The organism is Streptomyces sp. Je 1-332 (genome assembly GCF_040730185.1).
GTDB lineage: Bacteria > Actinomycetota > Actinomycetes > Streptomycetales > Streptomycetaceae > Streptomyces.
In genome coordinates this window covers 5,005,670-5,030,347 of record NZ_CP160402.1, presented here as the reverse complement: position 1 = coordinate 5,030,347, position 24,678 = coordinate 5,005,670, and the positions used below count along the sequence as shown (strand labels likewise).

Below are 24,678 nucleotides of genomic sequence, written 5' to 3'. Positions count from 1 at the left end.
CTCGGTCAGATGCCGAGCCGTGCCGCGATCCCGTCCAGGACACATTCGAGGCCCGTCTCGTACATCCAGGTGGCGTCGTCCTTGCGGCGCGACTTCCTCCCGTAGCGCTGGTAGGTGGGGCAGCGGCCGGTGTCCATGAGGTACGTCATCTGCGGCGCGAGGCCCATCCTGGTCTCGTCACCGGACGACCAGCCCTCCGACTCCGTCCACGGGGGCGCGTTGACGGCCGTCGGCGGCCTCGCGCTCCTCGCGGTCGGCGCGGACACCCCCACCGCGGTGACCTCCGCGCTGACGCTCGTGCTCGGCACGGGCATGGGCTTCCTGATCCAGAGCACCCTGCTCATCACCATCAACAGCGCGGAGCCGCGCGACATGGGCGCCGCCACCGGCACCACCACACTCCTGCGCACGATCGGCGGCTCACTGGGCATCGCCGTCCTGGGCGCCGTCTACGCGAGCCGCCTGACATCGGGCGGCATGCCGGAGGGCGGCAGTTCGTGGACACCCGATGCGGTCAGGAACATGCCGGAGGGAGTGCGCGAGACGGTGCGCACGGCGGTCACCGGCGGCATGCACGGCGTGGCTCTCGGCGCCGCGATGCTCGGTGCGGCGGCCTTCGCGGTGGCGTGGCTGGTGCGGGAAGTCCCCCTGCGGAAGGGGTGACAGGGGCCCCGCGTCAGCAGCCCCTAGCCGGGCAGCACGCCGGTGGCCTGGCTCACCAGCGGCAGGTCCTTCAGCGCCGCGCCCTGCGTCAGCGGAGCGGTCAGCGGGGCCGTCGAGACCGGCTTGAAGTCCGCGATCTGGGTGCCGAGGGCGTTGTCCAGCGGGTCGGACCCCGTGCCCGCGAGCGGGTTGAGCTTCAGCTCCTTGGTCGGCCCGAGGCCACCCGCGGCGACCTCCTCGACGGCCCGGAGTACGCCCGCACCGGCCGCCGGGAGATTCTCGGACGCCGAGGGCTCCGGAGCGGCGCTCGCCGTCGCCGCGCCGCCGATACCGAGCGCCGTGCCCGCGACGGTGACCGTCAGACCCGCCCGCAGCAGGACGCGGGAGAGGTGCTTGGAGGCTGTTGCGTGCCGTGCCATGGGTTCCGCCCTAATCCTCTTGGGTAATCAGATGCGCACACAGCGTAGTTGAGGTGGGTTGCGGGCACCAAAGCCCTACCCGTCGGGTCGCCTGGGCGGCTCAATGCAGCAAACTGTTCTCTCGTGAGTTCCCATCCCCCGATACCCACCCGAGTCGTGCTGCTCGCCGGCCCCTCGGGCTCAGGCAAGTCGTCGTTCGCCGCCCGCTCCGGACTGCCCGTCCTGTGCCTCGACGACTTCTACAAGGAATGCGACGACCCGACACTGCCGCAGGTCCCCGGCAGCACGGACATCGACTGGGACTCCCCCGAATCCTGGGACACGGACGTCGCCGTCGCCGCCATCGAGCAGCTGTGCCGCACGGGACGTACGCGCATCCCCGTCTACGACATCGCCACCAGCTCGCGTACGGGCGAGACGGCGATGGACATCGAGCGGACACCCCTGTTCATCGCCGAGGGCATCTTCGCGGCGGACATCGTGGACCGGTGCCGGGAGATCGGCGTGCTCGCCGACGCGATCTGCCTCCGGGGCCGCCCCTCCACCACCTTCCGGCGGCGGCTCCTGCGGGATCTGCGCGAGGGACGCAAGTCCGTGGCGTTCCTGCTGCGGCGCGGGTGGCGGCTGATGCGGGCCGAGCGCGTGATCGTCGCCCGGCAGACCGCGCTCGGCTGTCACCCCTGCGGCAAGGACGAGGCCCTCGGACGGCTCGCGGCAGCCGCCGCCGGCCGGTGCGCGAAGGCCCGCGCGGAAGCCGCGTAACTCCGCCGGGGAGCAATTCCGTAGCAAAAGCAGAAGGACCGGAAAGACCCCCCGGCCTTCCGGTCCCGCCACTTGTTTCCCCCGTGGATCCCCCGTGATCCCCGTCTTCCCCCGTGTCCCCCCCCTGCCACCGCCGCCTCCCCCCGGGAGCGGCGGCCCCCCATGATCCCTAGGCGACCAACTCGCCGAAGGACTCTTCCTGGTCACGGCCGAAGCTGAGGACCTCGTCCTCGCGCAGCCGACGCAGGGAGCGCCAGATGCTGGACTTCACCGTGCCCACGCTGATGTCGAGGATGTCCGCGATCTCGGGATCCGTGCGGCCCTCGTAGTAACGCAGGACCAGCATCGTCCGCTGCAGTTCGGGGAGGCGGGCCAGGGCCTGCCAGAGAACCGCGCGGAGTTCGGTGCCACGCATCGCGTCCGTGTCGCCCGCCGTCTCCGGCAGCTCCTCGGTCGGGTATTCGTTGAGCTTGCGGCGCCGCCAGGCGCTGATGTGCAGGTTGGTCATGGTGCGGCGGAGGTAACCGCCGACCGCGGCCTTGTCGCTGATCCTGTCCCAGGCGCGATACGTCGAGAAGAGGGCGCTCTGGAGCAGGTCCTCGGCCTCGAAACGGTCACCGGTCAGGTGATAGGCGGTTGCGTACAGGGAGGCACGACGCTCCTGGACGTAGGCGGTGAACTCCGCCTCCGACACCGAAGTGCGCTCCCCCGTGCCCTCCCTGTACGCGGCTCCCCCGTGAGCCCCCCCATCGTCTCCGCGGGTCTCCCCCCGGAACGCGTCAACCACCGTCATGTACGTGGTGTGCTGACGCCCGGTGCCGCGAGCGCACCCCCGCCCGCTCACGGCACCGGACTTCTCGTGCCTCTCGGCAGGTCGGATCACGTCATGGAGACGCGTGATTACTGCGCTTGAGCTGGTGCTGTGCAGTGTGTTCATCTCGCGCCCCCCGTCGGTGGAGTCCGGCCTTTTCCGTGTGACCAAAACTCTGCCGGACCCACTTCATGACGGTGTCCGCCGACTGTCACAGGCCTGCAACAGCGCTTCTAGTTGTAGGGGGTAGGTGTGGGAGCGCTCCAACAGTCGAACTGTGGCCTTGCCATGGGACAGAATGACGTCCGTGCCTTCCCTGTTGCTGATCGAGGACGACGACGCCATCCGTACGGCCCTTGAGCTTTCGCTCACCCGCCAAGGGCATCGGGTGGCTACTGCTGCCACCGGCGAGGACGGCCTGAAGCTGCTCAGTGAGCAGCGGCCGGACCTGATCGTGCTGGATGTGATGCTGCCGGGCATCGACGGCTTCGAGGTGTGCCGTCGCATCCGGCGCACCGACCAGTTGCCGATCATCCTGCTGACCGCGCGCAGTGACGACATCGACGTGGTCGTCGGGCTCGAGTCCGGTGCCGACGACTATGTCGTGAAACCCGTGCAGGGACGGGTGCTCGACGCCCGTATCCGCGCGGTCCTTCGCCGCGGTGAGCGCGAGGCCAACGACGCGGCGACGTTCGGTTCGCTCGTCATCGACCGCGCCGCGATGACCGTCACGAAGAACGGCGAGGATCTGCAGCTCACGCCGACCGAGCTGCGGCTGCTCCTGGAGCTGAGCCGCAGGCCCGGACAGGCCCTGTCGCGGCAGCAGTTGCTGCGTCTGGTGTGGGAGCACGACTACCTCGGCGACTCCCGGCTCGTCGACGCCTGTGTGCAGCGGCTTCGCGCGAAGGTGGAGGACGTGCCGTCCTCGCCGACGCTGATCCGTACGGTGCGTGGAGTGGGCTACCGGCTGGACACTCCTCAGTGACCAAACCGCAGGACAAGCTCCGCGGTTGGGCCGCGGCGCGCAAGGCGATCATGGCGGGGCTGCGCTTCACGAGCCTCAGGCTCCGGCTCGTCGTGGTGTTCGGTCTGGTGGCGCTCACCGCCGCCGTGACGGCTTCCGGAATCGCGTACTGGCTCAACCGCGAGGCCGTCCTGACGCGCGCGCAGGACGCGGCCCTGAAGGACTTCCAGCAGGAGATGCAGACGCGCGCCGGCGCCCTGCCGCCCAATCCGACCCAGGACGAACTGCAGCAGGCCGCGGGGACGATGGCCAACAGCAGCCAGCGCTACAGCGTGCTCCTGATCGGGGAGAACACCGACGGTGACACGATCGTCGGCTACTCGGACCTGGACGCCTTCACGCTCGCCGACGTGCCCAAGTCGCTGCGCAAGACGGTGAACAAGGAGCAGCCGCTCACCTCCAGCAACAAGAGCCCGTACCACCTGTACTGGCAGCGGACCGTCGACGACGGCGCCCCGTATCTCGTGGGTGGCGCCAAGGTCATCGGTGGCGGGCCGACCGGTTACATGCTCAAGTCCCTGGAGCCGGAGGCGAAGGACCTCAGTTCGCTCGGCTGGTCACTCGCGATCGCCACCGGGCTCGCGCTCATCGGTTCCGCCCTGCTCGCGCAGGCCGCGGCGACCACCGTGCTCAAACCGGTGCACCGGCTGGGGGTTGCCGCGCGGCGGCTCGGCGAGGGCAAGCTGGACACGCGGCTTCGGGTGTCGGGCACGGATGAACTGGCCGACCTGTCACGGACGTTCAACCGGACCGCGGAGAGCCTGGAGAAGAAGGTCGACGACATGAGCGCCCGTGACGAGGCGTCGCGGCGCTTCGTCGCCGACATGTCGCACGAGCTGCGTACGCCGCTGACCGCGATCACCGCGGTGACCGAGGTCCTGGAGGAGGAGCTCGACGCGGAGACCGGCAGCGTCGACCCGATGATCGAGCCCGCCGTGCGTCTTGTGGTCAGCGAGACCCGCCGCCTCAACGACCTGGTGGAGAACCTGATGGAGGTCACCCGCTTCGACGCGGGCACGGCGCGGCTCGTCCTGGACGACGTGGACATCGCCGACCAGATCACGGCCTGCATCGACGCCCGTGCCTGGCTCGACGCGGTCGAGCTCGACGCGGAGCGCGGCATCACGGTGCGGCTCGACCCGCGCCGCCTCGACGTCATCCTGGCGAACCTCATCGGCAACGCGCTCAAGCACGGTGGCTCCCCGGTGGAGGTCTCCGTACGGCTCGCGGGCGAGAAGCTCCTCATCGCGGTGCGGGACGGCGGCCCCGGCATCCCCGAGGACGTACTGCCGCACGTCTTCGACCGCTTCTACAAGGCGAGCGCGTCCCGGCCGCGGTCGGAGGGCAGCGGGCTCGGGCTCTCCATCGCCTTGGAGAACGCCCATATCCACGGCGGTGAGATCACCGCCGCGAACTCGCCCAAGGGCGGCGCGGTGTTCACGCTGTGGCTGCCGCGCGATCCGTCGGAGCTGCTGCCCGACGACGAGGCCGCGGAGGGCACGGACGGCGACGCCGCCGTCGAGGGAGAGAAGCGATGAGCCGCCCACGGCTGCGCGCCGCACTCCTCGCCACCGCGCTGACCACGCTTCTCGCGGGCTGCGGCATCCGCTCGACGGAGGTGCCGACGGACTTCGGCCCCGGCCCGTCACGGGTGCCCTGCGTGATGTCCGGGTCGAGCATCGCCTCGCAGTCCAGCGGGGTCCCGGTGCAGGTCTTCCTGGTGTGCGCGGCGCAGCTGGTGACCGTCGACCGGTCGGTGCGGATCCCCACCGAGAAGGCGACGACGGACCGGGTCCGTATCGCGCAGGCGCTCCTCGACGAGCTGTCGCACACGCCATCGGACCAGGAGAAGCAGGCGGGCTTCGCCACGGACGTACGGGGTGGCACGGTGGTCGGCGGCCCCGGGAAGGGGGACCCCGAGGACGCGCTGCGGTTCAGCACGTCTCCGGAGGACCTGTCGGCGTTCGCGCTCGCCCAGGTCGTTTGCACGTTCGCGGACAGCGCGGCGGCGGGCGACGACCGCGAGGTCATCATGGGCGGCCCCGGCGACGCCCCCCTGCGCCGCTACGAATGCACCCAGGAGGTCCGCCAGCGCCCCGGGACGGTGGCTCCGCCCACGGAGACGGTGAAGTGACCGAGCCGGTGAAGCGGCCGATCAGGACAGTCACGGTGTGCGATCAGGACACTGCCGCGCACCGGGAGTGAATGCGCGGAACCGATCCTGCCGCTAGGCGCGTCTTGGGGTGCGTGCGTCAAGGCTCGGGCGGCCACGGGGCCGCCATCCGCTTCCGTGCGGCAGGAGGATTCCTCCTCGTCGCGCATCTTCTGTTCGTCGGCTGGCTCACTCTGCGTCCACTGGACGTGCCGTGGGTCAGCGCGGCGAATCTGCAGCCGTTCGCCGGCATCAAGGCGGATCTGGCGCTCGGTCCCGCGCAGGCAGCCCGGCAGATAGGCGGCAGTCTGCTGCTGCTCGCCCCGCTCGGTGTGCTGCTTCCGCTCGCCGGCGGTCGGGTCCATGTGTCGCCGCTGGGTTCGCTGGTGCGGACGGTCGCGGCGGGCGCGCTGATCTCGCTGGGCATCGAACTGCTGCAGACCGGGGTCCCCGGGCAGGTCGTCGATGTCGACTCGCTGTTCCTGAACGCCGTGGGTGTGGCTCTCGCGCATGTCGCGGTGGTGCCCGCGCTCAGGGCCAGGCTCCGTCGCCGTACTGATGTGGAGCACCGCGCGCCCCTCCCACGGGAGGACGCTTCTCAGGGGTCGACCCCGACGATTCCCAGGGTCGGTATCGCACCCTAGAGCGACGCTTTGCCCGCTTCGCGAACGTAGCTTTGAGACATCGGGGTACACGCCCCGGAGCTCGTACCGACGGTTCACGAAGGAGCCACCATGACCGCCCTTGCCCGCCCCACCAACGGCCGGATGATCGGCGGAGTGTGCGCCGCCCTCGCCAAGCGTTTCGGCACATCGGCGACCACGATGCGCGTGATCTTCGTGGTGTCGTGTCTGCTGCCCGGCCCGCAGTTCCTGCTCTACATCGCGCTCTGGGTCCTGTTGCCCTCCGACAGCAAGGCCAGGCAGGCAGCCTGGTGAATCGGCGGCCCTTGCTGCCACACACGTACGCCGATGGGGCGCACCCTTGAGCGGGGGTGCGCCCCATCGGCGTGTGCGGAGACCGTGCTGATCAGCCGAGCGGCACACCGTTCACGGGCAGGCCCTCCAGGGGGAGTCCCTGCAGGGGCAGCCCCTGCACGGGCAGGGCGCCGGCCAGCGGCAGGCCGCCGAGCAGACCGGTGACCGGGTCGGCCGGAGCGGGCTTGCCCCGGTCGTCGGCGTGCTTCATGCTCTCGCCGAGCTTGCCGACGGTCGGCGCGGAGGCCTGCAGGGTGCTGCCGACCACGTTCTGGCCGGCGGAGACCGCCTCGGGGCCACCCGCGGGCAGGTTCTCGCCGAGCTGCTCCGTGGGCAGCATGGCGGTGGCGGAACCCAGGGCGCCCGTGGCGTCGGGCAGGGCCGGCGCGGCGTTGGCGGCACCCGCGCCTGCGGCGGCGAAGGCGGCGCCGAGAGCGGCGACACCGAGGGTCTTGGCTGCAGACTGCTTCATCTTCAATGCGTCCTTGATGACGGGGACTTTTGAGCGGCCCATGACCGTAAACATGTGAAGGGGCGGTCCGCAAACAGCAAAACGCGACCGGGAATTAATGTTCCCGGCCGCGCCCACAATGCTTCGATTTCTGTTACACGTCGACAGAAGCCCTGGTGGAGGCGGTCTGACGGAACAGCCATTCGGACTTCAGCTCGGCATATCCGGGCTTGATCACGTCACTGATCATGGCAAGGCGTTCATCGAAAGGAATGAACGCTGATTTCATCGCATTGACTGTGAACCACTGCATGTCGTCGAGCGTGTAACCGAAAGTCTCGACCAGGTGCTCGAATTCGCGGCTCATGCTGGTGCCCGACATCAGGCGGTTGTCGGTGTTCACCGTGGCGCGGAAGTGCAGCTTGCGCAGCAGGCCGATGGGGTGCTCGGCGTACGAGCTCGCCGCGCCCGTCTGGAGGTTGGAGCTGGGGCACATCTCCAGGGGGATGCGCTTGTCGCGCACATAGCTGGCGAGGCGGCCGAGCTTCACGGTGCCGTCGTCGGCGACCTGGATGTCGTCGATGATCCGCACGCCGTGGCCGAGGCGGTCGGCGCCGCACCACTGCAGGGCCTGCCAGATGGACGGCAGACCGAAGGCCTCGCCCGCGTGGATGGTGAAGTGGTTGTTCTCGCGCTTGAGGTACTCGAACGCGTCGAGGTGCCGGGTGGGCGGGAAGCCCGCCTCCGCGCCCGCGATGTCGAAGCCGACGACGCCCAGATCGCGGTAGCGGTTGGCGAGTTCGGCGATCTCCAGGGCGCGGGCCGCGTGCCGCATGGCGGTCAGCAGCGCGCCCACCCGGATGCGGTGGCCGTTGGCCTTCGCGCGCCGCTCGCCCTCCCGGAAGCCTTCGTTGACGGCCTCGACGACCTCTTCGAGGGTGAGGCCCTGCTCCAGGTGCTGCTCGGGGGCGTACCGGATCTCGGCGTAGACGACGCCGTCCTCGGCGAGGTCCTCGGCGCACTCGGCGGCCACGCGCTTGAGGGCGTCCTTCGTCTGCATCACCGCGCAGGTGTGGGCGAAGGTCTCCAGATAGCGCGGCAGCGAACCGGAGTCGGCGGCCTCCCTGAACCAGATCCCCAGCTTGTCGGGGTCGGTCTCGGGCAGACCCTCGTAACCCGACTCGCGGGCGAGGTCGACGATCGTGCCGGGGCGCAGGCCGCCGTCGAGGTGGTCGTGCAGGAGCACCTTCGGGGCGCGGCGGATCTGGTCGGCGCTGGGCGTTTCGCGGTCCGTCTGACCGGCTTTGGTGGTCTGGCTCGTCATCTCGGCACTCTAGCGCCTACGCGCGTAGATCGCCGGGGGGATCTCACGGGTCGATACGTAACAGTGACCCTGCGGAAGGGTGGCGTACACCATCGCTTCTGACACTGTTCTGTCATGGCACAGCAAGCGACGCCCGATTCCGCGCGCGCGGCCAGGCTCGGGCGCGTGATCGGCGCCCGCCCATCGGCGGTCAGCGGCGCGGTGCTGCTGCTCCCCGGCGGCCACGAGACCTCCGCCCGCAAGCCGGCCCCCTTCGCCGCGAACTCGATGCGCGCGCTCGGCCGCAGGCTGGCCCGGGACGGCCGCGCGGAGGGGCTCGCCGCGCACGTCGTGCACTACCGCTACCGCGGCTGGAACGGGGCGCAGGCGCAGCTCGCGCGGGACGCGGAGTGGGCGGCGGACGAGATCGTCCGGCTCTACGGCGACGTCTCGATCTGCCTCGTCGGCAGGGACATGGGCGGCCGGGCCGCCCTGCGGGCCAGTGGCCACGAAGCGGTCAACTCCGTCCTGGCGCTGGCCCCTTGGCTGCCGGAGGACGACGTGGCCGCGTCCCCCGAACCGGTGAAACAGCTCGCGGGGCGGCGGGTCCTGATCGTGCACGGCACGAACGATGAGCGGACCGACCCCGAGCTCTCGTTCCGGCTCGCGGCGCGGGCGAAGAAGGCGAACCGGGAGGTGTGCCGGTTCGAAGTCCACTCCGACAGACACCGGTTGCAGCAGCACCAGTCCGAAGTGGAGGCGCTGGCCTCGGACTTCGTCCTGGGATCGCTGTTCGGCCATGCGTACGCGCGGCCGCTGGAGGACGCGTTGGCGGCTCCGCCGCCGTTGGGGTTGCGGATGCCGCTCGCGGCGGGGTTCGGGGAGTCGATGCGGCACTGAGGGGGGGGCGGGCCCTGCGGGGCTTTCCCCGATCCCGCCCCTTCCCGAAACCATGGGGCTCCGCCCCCTGGACCCCCGTACAAGATGTCCTCAAACGCCGGACGGGCTGGATCTGGGGAAAGGAACTACTCCGGCAGCAACCGCCCCCGCCGCCCCAACAGAAACCTCTTGAACGCCGCCACCGGCGGAGTGTCCGGGTGCCCGTCCAGCCAGGCCACGCCGATCTCCCGTACCGCCCGCTGGCCCGTCACCGTCAGTTCCACGACTCCCGGGCGCGGCACGGCCGGTGGCGGCAAGAGGGCCACCCCGAGCCCCGCCGCGACCAGGCCCCGCAGCGTCTCCGCCTCCTCACCCTCGAACGCGATCCGCGGCTTGAAGCCGGCCTCCTGGCAGAGGTCGTCCGTGATGCGCCGCAGACCGTAGCCGGGTTCGAGGGTCACGAAGGCCTCGTCCGCCGCCTCCGCGAGGCGGACCCGTTTGCGGGAGGCGAGACGGTGGTCGTCCGGCACGACCAGGCGCAGGCGCTGTTCGTCCAGGCGGCGGGCGACGAGATCGGGCGCGTCCGGCACGGGCGACGTCAGACACAGGTCCAGCTCCCCCGCCCGAAGCCGCTCGATCATCGCCTCCCCGTAGTTCTGTACGAGGCTGAAGCGGACCCTCGGATGGTCCGCGCGGAAGGCGCGGATCAGACCGGGCACGGTCTCCGAGCCCATCGTGTGCAAAAACCCGAAGGCCACCTTGCCCGACGCCGGGTCCGCGTCCGCCCGTACGGACTCCGCGGCCCGTTCCACCTCACCGAGCGCCCGTTCCACCGAGGCGAGGAAGGTGCGGCCCGCCGGGGTCAGGGACACCGTCCTGCCGTGCCGCGCGAACAGGTCGACACCCAGGTCCTGTTCGAGGCGTACCAACGCGCGCGACAGCGTCGACTGCGGCACCTGCATCTCCTGCGCGGCCCGCGTCACATGCTCCGTGCGCGCGACCCCCGCGAAGTACGCGAGCCGCGGCGAGAGCAGCGCCGACCAGGACTCCGGGGTCAGCTCGGCCGGCGCGGACACTGTCGCGCCGATGTCTCCTACGTTACTACTCTGCGACAGACGCCGCCCTGAACTGCGCTCATGCTCCATGGGAACGATTATGACCAGTTCATGCATTGGACGGATGAGTCCTGGGTGCTTACGTTCGACGCATGCCTCCTGCCAGTAGCGGGGCGTCCGCCACCCACGCGGCCGCCCTTCCCCCGTCGTCCACCGATGCCTCTCCCGAAGCCGACTCCCGGCTCACGCCCCGCGGGCCCGGCTACCGCCGGATGAGCTTCGCCCTCTTCCTCGCCGGCGTCGCGACCTTCGCCCTCCTGTACTCCACGCAGGCACTGCTCCCCCTCGTCTCCGCCGACTTCGGCGTCAGCGCGAGCTCCGCGAGCTGGACGGTGTCGGCGGCGACGGGCGCACTGGCCCTCTTCGTCCTGCCCCTGAGCGCGCTCAGCGAGCGCTTCGGGCGCCGGACGCTCATGACGGTCTCCCTGACGGTCGCGGTCGTCGTGGGTCTCCTCGTCCCCTTCGCGCCGTCCATCGGCGCGCTCATCGCGCTGCGCGCCGTGCAGGGCGCGGCGCTCGCCGGGCTCCCGGCGTCCGCGATGGCCTTCCTCGCGGAAGAGGTGCGGCCCAAGGCGCTGGTCGCCGCGATCGGCATGTTCGTGGCGGGCAACTCCATCGGCGGCATGAGCGGACGCATCATCACCGGCTGGGTCGCGCAGGCATGGGGCTGGCGCGTGGCCGTGGGCGTGGTGGGTGTCGTGGCCGTCCTGTGCGCACTCGCCTTCCGCGCGCTGCTGCCCGCGCCGCGTCACTTCACGGCGGGCTCGCTCAACCCCAAGGCGCTCGGCAGGACGATCCGTTCGCACCTCTCCAACCCGCTGCTGTGCCGCCTGTACGCGATCGGCGCGCTGTTCATGACGGTCTTCGGCGCGGTCTACACCGTGATCGGCTACCGCCTCACCGAAGCGCCGTTCTCGCTCCCGCAGGGCATCATCGGCTCGATCTTCCTGGTCTACCTCGTCGGTACGGTCTCGTCGGCCGCAGCGGGCAAGCTGGTGGCGCGGCTCGGCAGGCGCGGGGCGCTGTACCTGGCGGTGAGCACGACGGCTGGGGGTCTGCTGCTCTCCCTCTCCGACTCCCTGGTCATGGTGCTGCTCGGGCTCGTCCTGATCACCGCGGGGTTCTTCGCGGGGCACGCGGTCGCCTCCTCGTCCGTGAGCCGTACGGCCACCGCGGGGCGCGCGCAGGCTTCGGCGCTCTACCAGTCCGCGTACTACCTGGGCTCCAGCGCGGGCGGCACGCTCGGCGCGGTCGCCTTCCACGCGGGGGGCTGGGCCGGGACGGTGGGCCTGGGGCTGCTCGCGGTGCTCGGCGTCGTCTCCATCACCGTCTGGGGGTCGCGCGTGGCCCGGGTGCAGGAGCGGCGGGCGCGTCAGGAGCGGCGGGGGCTCGTGGCGGCGCACTGAACCACCCTTCTCACCTGCGGGTTTTCTCACTCCGGGGGCCGTTGTCAGTGGGCTGCGGTAGCTTCCAAAGTGCTGGGACTTTCGTGGCAGCCGCAGGGGTGGGTGGGTTGGTATGACTGACATCGCAGGTACGACGTCGGAGCTCGACGTCACGCTGGAGAAGCACCGGGTCGAGCTGACCGGGTACTGCTATCGCATGCTGGGCTCGGCCTTCGAGGCCGAGGACGCGGTGCAGGACACGATGGTGCGGGCGTGGCGGAGCCATGAGAAGTTCGAGGGCCGCTCCAGCCTGAGGTCCTGGCTGTACCGCATCGCGACGAACGTCTGCCTGGACATGCTGAACGCCGGCAGCCGCCGCGCCCGGCCCATGGACCTGACGGCGGCGGCGCCGCTGGCCCAGGCCGCGCTCACTCCCCGCCCGGACAACGTGTGGCTGGAGCCGATGCCGGACGCGCGCGTGCTGCCCTCCGTCAGCGACCCCGCCGAGGCCGCCGTGGCGAAGGAGTCCGTGCGGCTCGCTTTCGTCGCCGCCCTGCAGCAACTGCCGCCCAGACAGCGGGCCGTGCTGATCCTGCGCGAGGTCCTCGCGTGGAAGGCCAGCGAGGCCGCCGAGCTCCTCGACACGTCGGTGGCCTCCGTCAACAGCGCGTTGCAGCGGGCGCGGGCGACGCTGGCCGAGGGGCACGCCGACGACACCGCGGTGTCCGATCCCCTGGACGACGAGCAGCAAAAGCTCCTCGAGCGGTACGTGGCCGCGTTCGAGGGCTATGACATGGCGGCCCTGACGGCCCTGCTGCACGAAGACGCCATCATGACGATGCCCCCGTTCGACCTCTGGCTGCGCGGCACGTCCGACATCACCGGCTTCATGTCGACGATGGGCGCCGCCTGCGCCGGCAGCCGGCTGTTCCCGGTCGACGTCAACGGCACACCGGGGTTCGCCCACTACAAGCCCGACCCCGAGAAGGGCGGGTTCGCGCCGTGGGCGGTGCAGGTCATCGAGATCTCAGAGGGGCGGATCGCGGGCTTCCACTGCTTCCTGGACACGCCCAGGTGGTTCCCGCTGTTCGGCCTGCCGGTCCATCTCGATCTCAATGGGGAGCCCGACGAGGTGCAGTAGCTCGCGCAGGGCCGGGGCCGGGTTCCTGACGCGGATCCGGCCGCCTGCGCGGCGGGCGGTGAGTTGCAGGCGGGCCAGGGCGTCTATCGCGGAGAGGACGGGTGGGCCTACGTCTGCGACGTCGCATACGAGGACTTCCGCGCCGCTCGTTCGCAGCGTGGCGCGGGCCTCCTCGCAGAGGCGGTGCGTGGCCTCTCGGTCGAGGGTGCCGGTCAGCGTCAGCTCCGGCCGGTGTGTGTCGTCCATGTTGGGGGAGACCGTGCGGGCGCTCGGAACTCATCGGTAGGTCCGTTTCGCCTGCGGCGGGCACTTCCCCAACCCCGCCCCTTCCCGAAAACCCGCTCTGGCGCGGGGGCCTTGGGTGCCGTCATCACCGGCTTCGCCGAGTTCGTCCTCAAACGCCGGACGGGCTGGAAATGGCCAGCTCCGGGGTAATCGGGTGGGTGGGCGGGAAACAGCCCCTCCGGCGTTTGAGGAGCGGGGTCTGGGGCGGAGCCCCAGGTCCGGCTCAGGCGATGCGGTCCAGGACGATCTGCGTCGCCGCGAAGCCCGTGCCCTCGGGGGCGATGTCGAAGGAACCGGCCACCGCCTGCAAGGCGTAGTCGAAGCGCTCCGGAGTATCCGTGTGCAGGGTCATCAACGGCTCCCCCGCGCGGACCTGAGCGCCCGGCTTCGCGTGCAGCTCGACGCCCGCGCCCGCCTGGACCACGTCCTCCTTGCGCGCGCGGCCCGCGCCCAGGCGCCACGCGGCGACGCCCACGTCGTACGCGTCCAGGCGGGTCAGGACGCCCGACGTCGGCGCCGTCACGACATGCGTCTCCCGGGCCACCGGGAGGGCCGCGTCCGGGTCGCCGCCCTGCGCGGAGATCATCCGGCGCCATACGTCCATCGCCGAGCCGTCCGCCAGCGCCTTCGCCGGGTCCACGTCCTTCAGGCCCGCCGCGTCCAGCATTTCGCGCGCCAGCGCGAGGGTCAGCTCCACCACGTCCGCCGGGCCGCCGCCCGCGAGGACCTCCACCGACTCGCGGACCTCAAGGGCGTTGCCCGCCGTCAGGCCAAGGGGCGTGGACATGTCCGTGAGCAGCGCCACCGTGCGTACGCCGTGGTCCGTGCCGAGGCCCACCATCGTGGACGCCAGTTCCCTCGCGTCCTCCAGCGTCTTCATGAACGCGCCCGTGCCGACCTTCACGTCCAGGACCAGCGAACCCGTGCCCTCGGCGATCTTCTTCGACATGATCGAGGAGGCGATCAGGGGGATCGCCTCCACCGTGCCCGTCACGTCCCGCAGCGCGTACAGCTTCTTGTCCGCCGGGGCCAGGCCGTCGCCCGCCGCGCAGATCACCGAGCCCACGCCGTCAAGGACCGAGAGCATCTCCTCGTTCGAGAGCAGCGCCTTCCAGCCCGGGATGGACTCCAGCTTGTCCAGGGTGCCGCCGGTGTGGCCGAGGCCCCGGCCCGAGAGCTGCGGGACCGCCGCGCCGCACGCCGCGACCAGCGGGGCGAGCGGCAGCGTGATCTTGTCGCCGACGCCCCCCGTGGAGTGCTTGTCGGCGGTGGGGCGGGACAGGGACGAGAAGTCCATGCGCTCGCCGCTCGCGATCATCGCGGCGGTCCAGCGGGCGATCTCGCCGCGGTTCATGCCGTTCAGCAGGATCGCCATGGCCAGGGCCGACATCTGCTCGTCGGCCACCGCGCCGCGCGTGTACGCGTCGATGACCCAGTCGATCTGCTCGCCGCTCAGCTCGCCGCGGTCCCGCTTCGTACGGATGACGGAGATGACGTCCATGGCATAACCCCTCTTGCGCCTACAACGATGATCTACAACGGGTCCAACACAGTGATCGCGAAACTCTACGCGCATAGAGCCACGAGATGAAGACGGCCCCTGCCGACCGGACCGCAACCGGCAGGGGCCGTACGTCAGTTCAGGTGCTGCGGGCCGAACGCGTCCGGCAGCATGTCCTCCAGCGTCCGGATGCCCGCGGCCGTCTCCAACAGGAGCGTCGGGCCGCCGAACTCGTAGAGCAGCTGGCGGCAGCGGCCGCACGGCATCAGGATCTCGCCCTTGGCGTCGACGCAGGTGAAGTGCGTCAGACGGCCGCCCCCGGTGAGCTGGAGCTGCGAGACAAGGCCGCACTCGGCGCACAGGCCGAGGCCGTACGACGCGTTCTCGACGTTGCAGCCCGCCACCGTGCGGCCGTCGTCCACGAGGGCCGCGGCACCGACCGGGAAGCCTGAGTAGGGCGCGTACGCACGGGACATGGCCTCCCGCGCAGCATCCCGCAGCGCGTCCCAGTCGGTATCGGTCACGTTCCTTGTCCCTTTCGGTAGGGCTGGCCGTCCGCCTTCGGCATCCGCAGCCGCTGGGCGGAGAGCGAGAGCACGAGCAGCGTGACGACGTACGGCGTCGCGGTGACGACCTGGTTGGGCACCTCGTCGGTCAAGCCGTACCACGCGAACATCAGCGCCGAGACGGCCGCGGTGATCGCCGCGGGGACGTAACGCTTGCGCCATACGAGGTACGCCGCGCCGATGACCAGCAGGATTGCCAGGAGCAGGAGCAGTGCGTGGACGTTCGTGCCGCCGCCCCGGAGCTTCAGGCTGTCGGTGTAACCGAACAGGCCGGCACCGAGCGCGAGGCCGCCGGGCATCCAGTTGCCGAAGATCATGGCGGCGAGGCCGATGTAGCCGCGGCCGCCGGTCTGGCCCTCCAGGTAGATGTTCGAGGCGACGAGCGACAGGAACGCGCCGCCCAGGCCTGCGAGGCCGCCCGAGATGATCACTGCGAGGTACTTGTACTTGTAGACGTTCACGCCGAGGGACTCGGCGGCCACCGGGTTCTCGCCGCAGGAGCGCAGGCGCAGACCGAACGACGTGCGCCACAGGACCCACCAGCTCAGCGGCACCATCGCGATGGCGATGACGGTGAGCGGCGACAGGTTCGTGAACAGGCCGCCGAGCAGGCCCGCGATGTCCGAGACGAGGAACCAGTGCTTCTCGTTCAGGTCCTGCAGCCAGTTCGAGAGGCCCGGCACGGAGAACTCGCCGAGCGAGTCCACCGGCGGCGACTGCTTCGACGTGCCGCCCTCCTTGCCCTCGAAGGCGAAGGTGGAGAGATAGCGCGTGACGCCCAGGGCGAGGATGTTGAGGGCCACACCGGAGACGATGTGGTTGACGTTGAAGGTGACCGTGACGATCGCGTGCAGCAGACCGCCGAGCGCTCCGCCGAGGATGCCGAACAGGATGCCGACCCACGGGCCCCACTGGTAACCGGCGAACGCGCCGAACCAGGTGCCGAGGATCAGCATGCCCTCGAGGCCGATGTTGACCACGCCCGCGCGCTCGGCCCACAGACCGCCGAGGCCCGCGAGGCCGATCGGCACGGCGAGCCGCAGCGCGGTCGACATCTGGCCGGTGGAGGTGATGCCGTTCGCGTCGGTGATCAGCCGGACCACGGACGTCAGGACGAGGACGCCCGCGATCACGAGAAGGAGGACGGGGAGCGATATGCGGCGGCGGCCCGGCGCGGGCTGCTTGGCCGGGGGCTTGGCTACGGTTGCCGAGCTCATCGGGCAGCCACCTCCTTCACGGTGTCGTTGGTGCCGTTCTTGCCGTTCTTGCGCGCGGCGGCGGCCAGTTCCTCACCGACGCGGCGCTGCTGGCGCTTGAGGCCCCAGCGGCGTACGGCCTCGTAGGAGACGACGACCGCGATCACGATGAGACCCTGCATGATCACCGCGATCTCCTTGTCGTACGCGACCGGGGTCGCGTAGTCGAGGGCGGGCGACGCCTTGTCGAGGAAGGCCCAGAGCAGCGAGGCGAACGCGATGCCGACCGGGTTGTTGCGGCCGAGCAGCGCGATGCCGATGCCGGTGAAGCCGAGGCCTGCGGGGAAGCTGAGGCTGTAGGTGTGGGTGTCGCCGAGCAGGATCGGCATGCCCGCGAGGCCCGCGACCGCGCCGGAGATCAGCATGGCGCTGAGCACCATGCGCTTGGCGTTCACGCCGGAGGCCGCTGCGGCCGACGTGGAGGCGCCGGTGGCGCGCAGGTCGAAGCCGAAGCGGGTGCGGTTGAGGACGACCCAGTACAGGACGCCCGCGAGCGCGGCGATGATCACGAAGCCGTAGATCTCGCCGGACTCGCCCATGCTGATGCCGGGGAACCAGCCGGACTTGTGCATCTCGCCGGTGGTCTGGTTGTTGCCGACCGGGACACCGAAGTTGTCGGTGAGGGTCATGTAGCCGATGACGCTCGTCGCGATGGCGTTGAGCATGATCGTCGCGACGACCTCGCTGACCCCGCGGGTGGTCTTCAGGATGCCCGCGATGCCCGCCCAGAAGGCGCCGGTGAGCATGGCGACCAGCATCAGGAGCGGGATCTGGAGCGGGGCCGGCAGCGCGATGTGCGCGCCGACCACGGCGGTGGTCATCGCGGCGAGGCGGTACTGCCCGTCCACACCGATGTTGAACAGGTTCATGCGGAAGCCGATGGCCACCGCGAGCGCCGCCAGGTAGTACATCCCGGCCTGGTTGATGGTCAGGACCTGGACGTCGGAGTAGCTGATCTGCTCCAGCATCAGGGTGTACGGCTCGATCGGGTTCTTGCCCGAGGCGAGCAGCACGACCGAGGTCAGCGCCACGGCCACGACGAGCGCGATGACCGGTCCGGCCACCGCGAGGAGCACGCGCTCCTTGTCGAACTTCTTCATCGGGCCTCGTCCTCCGAAGCGTCGCCAGAGCCCTCTTCGGGGTCTTCTTCTACGTGTTCGAGGTGGCCGGACGCCGCGCCGGTCATGGCCGAGCCGAGCTCCTCCGGCGTGACGGTGGCCGGGTCGGCGTCGGCGACGAGCCGTCCGCGGTAGATCACGCGGAGGGTGTCGGAGAGGCCGATCAGCTCGTCCAGGTCCGCCGAGATGAGGAGCACCGCGAGCCCTTCGCGCCGTGCCTCGCGGATCTGGTCCCAGATCTGGGCCTGCGCGCCGACGTCCACACCACGGGTGGGGTGGGCGGCGATCAGGAAGCGGGGCTTGTGGCTCATCTCGCGGCCGACGATCAGCTTCTGCTGGTTGCCGCCGGAGAGGGAGGCCGCCGTGACGTCGATGCCGGGGGTGCGGACGTCGTACTGCTCGACGATGCGCCGGGTGTCGGCCTGCGCACCCTTGGTGTCGAGCCAGAAGCCGCCCTTGCCACGGGAGTTGGGCTTCTCGGTGACGTGACCGAGGATGCGGTTCTCCCAGAGCGGTGACTCCAGGAGGAGGCCGTGGCGGTGGCGGTCCTCGGGGATGTAGCCGACGCCCTGCTCGCGGCGGTGGCGGGTGGCGAGGTCGGTGATGTCCTTGCCGGCCATGCGGATGACGCCGGAGTCGGCGTGCTTGAGGCCGATGAGCGCGTCGATCAGCTCGGTCTGGCCGTTGCCCTCCACGCCCGCGAGGCCGAGGACCTCGCCCTCGTGGATGGTGAAGGAGATGTCGTCGAGGAGGGCGCGGCCCGACTCGCCGTCGGCGAGCAGCTTGAGCTCCTCGACCTCGATCATCGCGCGGTCGGTGACCGTCGACTCGGCCGTCTCCGGGGTGGGCAGCTCGCTGCCGACCATCAGCTCGGCGAGCTGGCGGGGCGTCGTCTCGGACGGGATCGCCGTGCCCACCGTGGTGCCGCGCCGGATGACGGTGATGTCGTCGGCGACGGACAGGACTTCGCCCAGCTTGTGGGAGATGAAGATGACGGACAGGCCCTCGGACTTCAGCTCGCGCAGGTTGTCGAAGAGCGCGTCGACCTCCTGCGGCACGAGCACGGCCGTGGGCTCGTCCAGGATCAGCGTGGTGGCGCCTCGGTAGAGGACCTTGAGGATCTCCACGCGCTGCCGGTCGGCGACGCCCAGGTCCTCGACCATGGCGTCGGGGCGCACCCCGAGGCCGTAACGGTCGGATATCTCGGCGATCTTGCGGCGGGCGGCGCCGCCGATGCCGTGCAGCTTCTCGCTGCCGAGAACGATGTTCTCCAGGACCGTGAGCTGGTCGGCGAGCATGAAGTGCTGGTGGACCATGCCGATGCCACGCGCGATGGCGTCGGCGGGGCCGGCGAAGGTCACCTGGGTGCCGTCGACGGAGATGGTGCCCTCGTCCGGCTTCTGCATGCCGTAGAGGATCTTCATCAGGGTCGACTTGCCCGCGCCGTTCTCGCCGACGAGGGCGTGCACGGTGCCCTTGCGGACGGTCAGGCGGATGTCGTGGTTGGCCACGACGCCCGGGAAACGCTTGGTGATGCCGGTGAGTTCAACGGCGGTGCCATCCGGGCCGGTCGAGACCTTGGCGGTGGACTTGTCCTTGTCGGGACTGGTGGACGCGTCGATGGCGCACTCTCCTCGGGAATCCTCAGGAAAGGGGCCACCTACGCGCGTAGCGCCCCTGGTTCGACGGGAGTTGGGCAGTGGTCCGCGCGAACGGGGCGCGGGGGAAACCATCGTCCCCCACACCCCGTTCCGCGCCCCTGACTTCGCTGTGACAGCGCAGTCCGGTTACAGCGTGGTCTTGACCTTGGTCTTGCCGCTGACGATGTCCTGTTCGGCCTTCTTCACGGCGGCCTGCAGGTCCTTCATCTTCTTGAACTCGGGGTTCGAGTCGGCGAGCGCGACACCGCCGGACTTCAGGTCCGCACGGACCACGCCGCCCTTGGCGTTGCCATCCTGGACCGACTTCGTCAGGTTGTACACCGCCCCGGCCACGTCCTTGGTCGCCGAGGTCAGGATGTACTTCTTGTACTTGTCCAGGGCCTTCTGCTTGTACTGGTCGGAGTCGACACCGATCGCCCAGACCTTCTCGGCGGCGGCCGCCTCGATGACGCCCTGACCCGAGAGACCCGCGGCGTGGTAGACCACGTCGGCGCCGCCCTCGATCTGGCCGCTCGCCGCCTCCTTGCCCTTGTCGGGGCTGGAGAAGCCGCCGTCCTCGGCCTTCTCGGTGAGCATCTGGCGCTTGACCTTGACCGACTTGTCGGTGTCCTTGACGCCCTGGACGAAGCCCGCCTCGAACTTGCGGATCAGGTTGTTGTTCACGCCGCCGATGAAGCCGACGCTCTTCGTCTTCGTGGCCTTGGCCGCGGCGACGCCCGCGAGGTACGAGGACTGCTCCTCGTTGAAGACCAGGTCCGAGACGTTGTCCGCCTTGATGGTGGCGTCGTCGACGATGCCGAAGCTGATCTTCGGGAACTTCGCGGCGACTTCCTTCACGGCCGGGGCGTAGGCGTAGCCGATGCCGATGACCGGGTTGTAGCCCTGCTTGGCGAGCTCGGTGAGGCGCTGGCTCTTGTCGGCGTCGGACTCCCCGTCCGTCGGCTCCACGGCCTTCTTGCCCACCTTCAGGTCCTTGGCGGCCTTGTCCATGCCTGCCGTCGCGGCGTCGTTGAAGGACTGGTCGCCCTGGCCGCCGACGTCGTACGCGATGGCGACGCCCTTGCTCTTGCCGTCGCTCTTGGAGCCTGCGGCGTCGCTGGACGTGCCGCCGCAAGCGGTGGCGGAGACGGCGAGTGCGGCGGCGGCTGCGCCCGCTGCGGCAATTCGGGAAACCCGGCGCATAGAGAGGAACTCCTTATGTACAAGCAAGCACAAGCACGTACGAGCGCCTCACCTGGCGCTGATTTCGCCGCAGCGTAACGCGCGTAGACCTGACATAAGAACCCTTCTGTCCCGTCCGTTATCGAGCTGTGGCCGCGAGGTTGCGGGAGCATGTACGCACTGTGGGGCGCCCCTCACCGCACGGGGCGCCCCACCTGCCACGGACCGGGTTACGGCGTGGTGCTGACCGTGACCTTGCCGTCGATGATGTCCTTCTCGGCCTTCTCCACGGCGGCGACCACGTCCTTCATCGCCGTGTACTTCGGGTTCGTGTCGGCGAACCCGACGCGGCCCGACTTGAGGTCGTAGCGCTGCTCGCCCGTGATCGGCTTGCCGTCGACCACCGACTTCGTCAGGTCGTAGACGGCGCCGCCGACGTCCTTGAGGGCCGAGCCGAGGATGTAGTCCTTGTGCTTGGCGAGGGCCTTTTGCTTGTACTGGTCGGAGTCGACGCCGATCGCCCACACCTTCTGCGAGCCGGCCTCCTGGATCACGCCCTGACCGGAGAGCCCCGCCGCGTGGTAGAGCACGTCGGCGCCCGACTCGATCTGCCCACTGGCCGCGTTCTGGCCCTTGTCGGGGCTGCTGAAGCCGCCGTCCTCGGGCTTCTCGGTCAGATACTGCTTCTCGACCTTGACCTTGGGGTTCGTGTCCTTGACGCCCTGCACGAAGCCGGCCTCGAACTTGTGGATGAGCGGGATGTCCACGCCGCCGATGAACCCGACGTGATCGGCCTTGGTGGCCTTGGCCGCCGCGACGCCCGCCAGATACGACCCCTGCTCCTCGTGGAAGACCAGGTCGGAGACGTTGTCCGCCTTGACGGTGTTGTCGTCGATGATCCCGAAGGTGGTCTTCGGGAACTTCGCCGCGGCTTCCTTGATGGCGGGGGCGTAGATGTAGCCGACGCCGATGACCGGGTTGTAGCCCTGCTTGGCCAGCTGCTCGATCCGCTGCACCTTGTCGGCACTGGACTCGCCGTCGCCCGGCTCCATGTCCACGCCGCCGATCTTGAAGTCCTTGCGGGCCTTCGCGTACCCGGCGTACGCGGCGTCGTTGAAGGACTGGTCGCCCTGGCCGCCGATGTCGTAGGCGAGGCCGATGCCCTTGGCGCTGTACTCCGAGGAACCACCGGACTTGTCGTCCTTGCCCTCGTCCTCCGACGCCTCGTTGCTTGTCTTGCCGCACGCTGAGGCCGCGAGGGCGAGGGACGCCACCACGACGGCCACCTGGGAGAGCCTCGATCCCCGTGTTCCACGAGATCCTCGACGAAGACGCATAGGACGCACCCCTTACGTTCCCCAAAGCACCCTGGACGGGCCTGATTTCGGCGCACAGTAACGCGCGTAGAAAGGGAGGGGAACGGGGTTTCGCACTGCCGTTACCTATTCGTGCCGAGGGCCGGTTACGTCCGGGTGAACGGGCCCGCCGTAACCGGCCGATAGCGGTGCTTACCTACCGGATGCCGTCGATCAGCGCCGCGGCGGTGAAGAGCTCGACGCCCACGGTGATCGCCGTCTCGTCCGCGTCGAAGTCGCCCTGGTGCAGATCGCGGACAGTGCGCTCGCCGGGCGTACGGACGCCGAGGCGGGCCATGGCCCCGGGGACGTGTTCGAGGTACCAGGAGAAGTCCTCTCCCCCGAGGCTCTGTTCGGTGTCCTCGACGGAGTGCTCCCCGAGCCGCAGCTCCATGGCCTCCCGCAACAGCTCGGTCATGTCCGGGTCGTTGACGACGGGCGGCACGCCGCGGATGTAGTTCACCTCGGACTTGGCGCGGTAGAGATCGGCGATCTCCTGGATGGCCCCGTGCACCAGGTCGGGCGCCTTGCGCCAGGCCGCGAGGTCGAGGCAGCGGACGGTGCCGGAGAGTTCGGCGTGCTGCGGGATGACGTTGCAGGCGTGCCCGGACTCCACGCGGCCCCAGGTCACCGCGAGCCCCGAGCGGGCGTCGATGCGCCGGGCGACCAGGGCGGGGACCTCGGTGACGACCTTGGCGGCGGCGGTGACGAGGTCGGTGGTGAGGTGGGGGCGCGCGGTGTGGCCCCCCGCACCGTCGAGCGAGACCTCCAGGCGGTCACAGGCGGAGGTGATGGCACCGTGCCGGAGCCCGATCTTCCCCGCGTCCACCCGCGGATCGCAGTGCACGCCGACGATGCGTCCGACTCCGTCGAGCACCCCCGACTCGATCGCGTCGGGCGCTCCCCCGGGCAGCACCTCCTCCGCCGGCTGGAAGATCAGCCGTACGGGCTGCGGCAGTTGCCCCTGCTTCGCGAGTTCGGCGAGGACGAGGCCGGCCCCGAGCACCACGGTGGTGTGCACGTCGTGCCCACAGGCGTGGGCGCGGTCGGGCACGGTGGAGCGGTACGGGACGCCGAGCTTGGTGTCCGGGATGGGCAGCGCGTCGATGTCGGCGCGCAGAGCGAGCATGGGGCGTACGGGGTCGCCCTGCTCACCGATGTCACAGACGAGCCCCGTGCCGATGTCCAGTACGCGGGGTTCGAGGCCCGCGCGTTCGAGCCGGGCCTTGAGGGCCGCGGTGGTGCGGAACTCCTGGTTTCCGAGCTCGGGGTGCATGTGCAAGTCGCGGCGGAAGGCGATGAGTTCGGCGCGCAGGGCTTCCGGGAGCGCACCCGGGAGCACCGCTTCCCCGGGGGCGTCCCCCGCTGTTTCCCCGGGCAGATCGGCCCCGGACCCTCGCTCGGACTCTCGTGACATCAGTTGGTTCACCCTCTGAAGGGTAGGGCGAGGCACGGTCCAACTGACCCACGATCAACAAAACTTCAGCCCGATAGGGTAAGAAAAAGTGGCCGCGGGGCGCATGAGCGCTGGTTGAGGTGGGTAAAGTTCCTGGCTTTCAGGCCGTGGCCGCGATCTTCTGTGTCGGGGAGGCGATGGAGGCCAGCCGGTGCACATCGCGTGCCGTTCCCGTCACCCCCGACAAGAAGCCCTGCGCCCGTGGTGAGGCGTTCTCCGTGAGCCAGGCCGGGTCGATGTCGCAGACCGCGACGCGGACATCCGTGCCCGCCAGGGCCAGGGGCAAAGTGTGGACGACCGTCGACGGGAAGCTGAGGATCGTGCGGCCGATCGGGCCCCGGCGGGCGATCAGCTCCAGGGGCAGGTCCGGGCGTACCACCTGCAGGCCCGTCTCCACCGCCAGGCGGTGGAGTTTCTCGGCGCTTTCGCGCCGGTGTGCGAAATAGCGTGTGGCGCCGTGTGCCCGGGCCAGGGAGCGGACCGCTTCCACGTAGCGGTCCGGGTCCACCACGCCGGTCTCCACCAGCGACGTGCCCACCAGGTCCGCGCCCTTGGAGATGCGCGGCGGGCCGAACCGTTCCCGCGTCCACGCGAAGGTGTTGGCCGTCACCGTCACGCCTTCCGGGGCCTTCTCGATCGGCATGGACGAGAAGACCTCCACCGTGCGCTTGCCGCCCGGCGTCAGGCGGCGGCGTGCGGAGGACGAGATCGGGGCGAAGGCCAGGTCGCGCATGCCGGGGCGGCCCCCGCGGCGGTGCCAGCGCACCAGGCGTTCGCCCGCCGCCAGCTGCGCCACGAACTCCATCGTGGCCGTGCCGTCGTCCACGACCACCAGCGAGCGGGCCCTGGTGATGGTCAACAACAGCTGGACGTAGCGCGAGAACGGGTCGCCGATCACGATCCTGTCCGCCGCCCGCAGCGAGCCCGTCAGGCCGCCGATCGTCTGGAAGGGAGCAGCCGCGCCGCCGCGCGCCTCCTCCCAGCGGACGTTCAGGCCCTCGTCACGGGCCAGCTGGGCCATGCGGCGCAGCTGGCCGCGGGTCATGGGGTCGTTCGGGGACAGGACGACGACGGTGAGCCCCCCGGCCGGGCCTGTCGCCCCCGCCGAATGCGCCCACTCCAGGACGTTGAGGAGCTGCACAGGGCTCTCTACGAACGCCAGGGTGGTGGGCGCCGCAGCGGTGGGGGCCGTCGGCCCGGGTCGGGGGCTCATCGTCGTATGACCGTGTCCTGTCCT

General features: G+C 70.1%; 26 protein-coding genes. 10 read left to right on the top strand and 16 right to left on the bottom strand.

What is annotated here, in order from left to right:
• Positions 1-5: 5 nt before the first annotated feature.
• The gene (locus ABXJ52_RS22950) at positions 6-137 is read right to left on the bottom strand and encodes a hypothetical protein (protein ID WP_367044525.1); all 132 of its coding nucleotides are present in this window, start codon (positions 135-137) and stop codon (positions 6-8) included.
• On the opposite strand from ABXJ52_RS22950, the gene ABXJ52_RS22945 reads away from it, so the two are divergent.
• A complete protein-coding gene (locus tag ABXJ52_RS22945) occupies positions 136-663 on the top strand; it encodes a hypothetical protein (RefSeq protein WP_367044524.1) in 528 nt (175 codons plus the stop codon). The genes ABXJ52_RS22950 and ABXJ52_RS22945 overlap by 2 nt on opposite strands.
• A gap of 23 nt (positions 664-686) precedes the next feature.
• Here the strand turns inward: ABXJ52_RS22945 and ABXJ52_RS22940 are convergent, their stop codons facing one another.
• Complete coding sequence (locus ABXJ52_RS22940) at positions 687-1,082, bottom strand: hypothetical protein (RefSeq protein ID WP_367044522.1); 396 nt, start codon at positions 1,080-1,082, stop codon at positions 687-689.
• A gap of 123 nt (positions 1,083-1,205) precedes the next feature.
• Here ABXJ52_RS22940 and ABXJ52_RS22935 point away from each other — a divergent pair, with 123 nt between their 5' ends.
• The gene (locus ABXJ52_RS22935) at positions 1,206-1,844 is read left to right on the top strand and encodes an ATP-binding protein (RefSeq protein WP_367044520.1); all 639 of its coding nucleotides are present in this window, start codon (positions 1,206-1,208) and stop codon (positions 1,842-1,844) included.
• A 169-nt stretch (positions 1,845-2,013) separates the two neighbouring features.
• On the opposite strand, the gene ABXJ52_RS22930 is transcribed toward ABXJ52_RS22935, so the two are convergent.
• Entirely contained in the window at positions 2,014-2,781 is a 768-nt protein-coding gene (locus ABXJ52_RS22930; RefSeq protein ID WP_367044519.1) for a SigE family RNA polymerase sigma factor, read from the bottom strand.
• A gap of 181 nt (positions 2,782-2,962) precedes the next feature.
• Between ABXJ52_RS22930 and afsQ1 the strand changes: the two genes are divergently transcribed.
• The 5 genes from afsQ1 (at position 2,963) to ABXJ52_RS22905 (ending at position 6,769) form a co-directional block, all read left to right on the top strand.
• Entirely contained in the window at positions 2,963-3,640 is a 678-nt protein-coding gene (gene afsQ1 / locus ABXJ52_RS22925) for a two-component system response regulator AfsQ1 (RefSeq protein WP_030562528.1), read from the top strand.
• Positions 3,637-5,217 carry a HAMP domain-containing sensor histidine kinase gene (locus tag ABXJ52_RS22920; protein WP_367044517.1) on the top strand — a complete coding sequence of 527 codons (1,581 nt, stop codon included), beginning with the start codon at positions 3,637-3,639 and terminating at the stop codon, positions 5,215-5,217. The genes afsQ1 and ABXJ52_RS22920 overlap by 4 nt, the downstream gene beginning before the upstream one ends.
• Positions 5,214-5,813 carry a hypothetical protein gene (locus tag ABXJ52_RS22915; protein ID WP_367044516.1) on the top strand — a complete coding sequence of 200 codons (600 nt, stop codon included), beginning with the start codon at positions 5,214-5,216 and terminating at the stop codon, positions 5,811-5,813. The genes ABXJ52_RS22920 and ABXJ52_RS22915 overlap by 4 nt, the downstream gene beginning before the upstream one ends.
• Positions 5,814-5,926: 113 nt before the next feature.
• A complete protein-coding gene (locus ABXJ52_RS22910) occupies positions 5,927-6,475 on the top strand; it encodes a VanZ family protein (protein WP_367044515.1) in 549 nt (182 codons plus the stop codon).
• A gap of 90 nt (positions 6,476-6,565) precedes the next feature.
• Positions 6,566-6,769, top strand: a complete 204-nt coding sequence (locus ABXJ52_RS22905) for a PspC domain-containing protein (RefSeq protein ID WP_367044514.1) — start codon at positions 6,566-6,568, stop codon at positions 6,767-6,769.
• Positions 6,770-6,860: 91 nt separating this feature from the next.
• Here ABXJ52_RS22905 and ABXJ52_RS22900 read toward each other — a convergent pair whose 3' ends face one another.
• Both ABXJ52_RS22900 and ABXJ52_RS22895 read right to left on the bottom strand, forming a co-directional pair.
• The gene (locus tag ABXJ52_RS22900) at positions 6,861-7,280 is read right to left on the bottom strand and encodes an ATP-binding protein (protein ID WP_367044513.1); all 420 of its coding nucleotides are present in this window, start codon (positions 7,278-7,280) and stop codon (positions 6,861-6,863) included.
• A 133-nt stretch (positions 7,281-7,413) separates the two neighbouring features.
• Entirely contained in the window at positions 7,414-8,583 is a 1,170-nt protein-coding gene (locus tag ABXJ52_RS22895; protein WP_367044512.1) for an adenosine deaminase, read from the bottom strand.
• A 114-nt stretch (positions 8,584-8,697) separates the two neighbouring features.
• On the opposite strand from ABXJ52_RS22895, the gene ABXJ52_RS22890 reads away from it, so the two are divergent.
• A complete protein-coding gene (locus ABXJ52_RS22890) occupies positions 8,698-9,462 on the top strand; it encodes an alpha/beta hydrolase (RefSeq protein WP_367044511.1) in 765 nt (254 codons plus the stop codon).
• 125 nt (positions 9,463-9,587) lie between these two features.
• On the opposite strand, the gene ABXJ52_RS22885 is transcribed toward ABXJ52_RS22890, so the two are convergent.
• Positions 9,588-10,586, bottom strand: a complete 999-nt coding sequence (locus ABXJ52_RS22885) for a LysR family transcriptional regulator (RefSeq protein ID WP_367044510.1) — start codon at positions 10,584-10,586, stop codon at positions 9,588-9,590.
• Between the two features lie 62 nt (positions 10,587-10,648).
• On the opposite strand from ABXJ52_RS22885, the gene ABXJ52_RS22880 reads away from it, so the two are divergent.
• Both ABXJ52_RS22880 and ABXJ52_RS22875 read left to right on the top strand, forming a co-directional pair.
• Positions 10,649-11,962 (top strand): MFS transporter, encoded by a 1,314-nt coding sequence (locus ABXJ52_RS22880; RefSeq protein WP_367044509.1) that lies wholly within the window; start codon positions 10,649-10,651, stop codon positions 11,960-11,962.
• 112 nt (positions 11,963-12,074) lie between these two features.
• Positions 12,075-13,082: a sigma-70 family RNA polymerase sigma factor gene (locus ABXJ52_RS22875; protein ID WP_367044508.1), complete on the top strand. Its 1,008-nt coding sequence runs from the start codon at positions 12,075-12,077 to the stop codon at positions 13,080-13,082.
• Here ABXJ52_RS22875 and ABXJ52_RS22870 read toward each other — a convergent pair.
• From ABXJ52_RS22870 to ABXJ52_RS22825, 10 genes are all read right to left on the bottom strand, one after another.
• The gene (locus ABXJ52_RS22870) at positions 12,969-13,328 is read right to left on the bottom strand and encodes an STAS domain-containing protein (protein ID WP_367044507.1); all 360 of its coding nucleotides are present in this window, start codon (positions 13,326-13,328) and stop codon (positions 12,969-12,971) included. The two genes, ABXJ52_RS22875 and ABXJ52_RS22870, sit on opposite strands and share 114 nt — an antisense overlap.
• Positions 13,329-13,590: 262 nt before the next feature.
• The gene (locus tag ABXJ52_RS22865) at positions 13,591-14,868 is read right to left on the bottom strand and encodes a thymidine phosphorylase (protein WP_367044506.1); all 1,278 of its coding nucleotides are present in this window, start codon (positions 14,866-14,868) and stop codon (positions 13,591-13,593) included.
• A gap of 134 nt (positions 14,869-15,002) precedes the next feature.
• The gene (locus ABXJ52_RS22860; RefSeq protein WP_367044505.1) at positions 15,003-15,392 is read right to left on the bottom strand and encodes a cytidine deaminase; all 390 of its coding nucleotides are present in this window, start codon (positions 15,390-15,392) and stop codon (positions 15,003-15,005) included.
• Positions 15,389-16,651, bottom strand: coding sequence for an ABC transporter permease (locus ABXJ52_RS22855; RefSeq protein ID WP_367044504.1), 1,263 nt, complete (start codon positions 16,649-16,651; stop codon positions 15,389-15,391). Before ABXJ52_RS22855 ends, ABXJ52_RS22860 begins: the two co-directional genes overlap by 4 nt.
• Positions 16,648-17,790: an ABC transporter permease gene (locus ABXJ52_RS22850; protein ID WP_367044502.1), complete on the bottom strand. Its 1,143-nt coding sequence runs from the start codon at positions 17,788-17,790 to the stop codon at positions 16,648-16,650. The genes ABXJ52_RS22855 and ABXJ52_RS22850 overlap by 4 nt, the downstream gene beginning before the upstream one ends.
• Positions 17,787-19,541, bottom strand: coding sequence for an ABC transporter ATP-binding protein (locus ABXJ52_RS22845; protein WP_367044501.1), 1,755 nt, complete (start codon positions 19,539-19,541; stop codon positions 17,787-17,789). The genes ABXJ52_RS22850 and ABXJ52_RS22845 overlap by 4 nt, the downstream gene beginning before the upstream one ends.
• Positions 19,542-19,595: 54 nt before the next feature.
• Positions 19,596-20,651: a BMP family ABC transporter substrate-binding protein gene (locus tag ABXJ52_RS22840; RefSeq protein ID WP_367044500.1), complete on the bottom strand. Its 1,056-nt coding sequence runs from the start codon at positions 20,649-20,651 to the stop codon at positions 19,596-19,598.
• Between the two features lie 209 nt (positions 20,652-20,860).
• Positions 20,861-21,967 carry a BMP family ABC transporter substrate-binding protein gene (locus ABXJ52_RS22835; RefSeq protein WP_367044499.1) on the bottom strand — a complete coding sequence of 369 codons (1,107 nt, stop codon included), beginning with the start codon at positions 21,965-21,967 and terminating at the stop codon, positions 20,861-20,863.
• A gap of 175 nt (positions 21,968-22,142) precedes the next feature.
• Positions 22,143-23,402, bottom strand: a complete 1,260-nt coding sequence (locus ABXJ52_RS22830; protein WP_367044498.1) for a M20 family metallopeptidase — start codon at positions 23,400-23,402, stop codon at positions 22,143-22,145.
• 139 nt (positions 23,403-23,541) lie between these two features.
• The gene (locus ABXJ52_RS22825) at positions 23,542-24,654 is read right to left on the bottom strand and encodes a hypothetical protein (protein WP_367044497.1); all 1,113 of its coding nucleotides are present in this window, start codon (positions 24,652-24,654) and stop codon (positions 23,542-23,544) included.
• Positions 24,655-24,678: the final 24 nt, after the last annotated feature.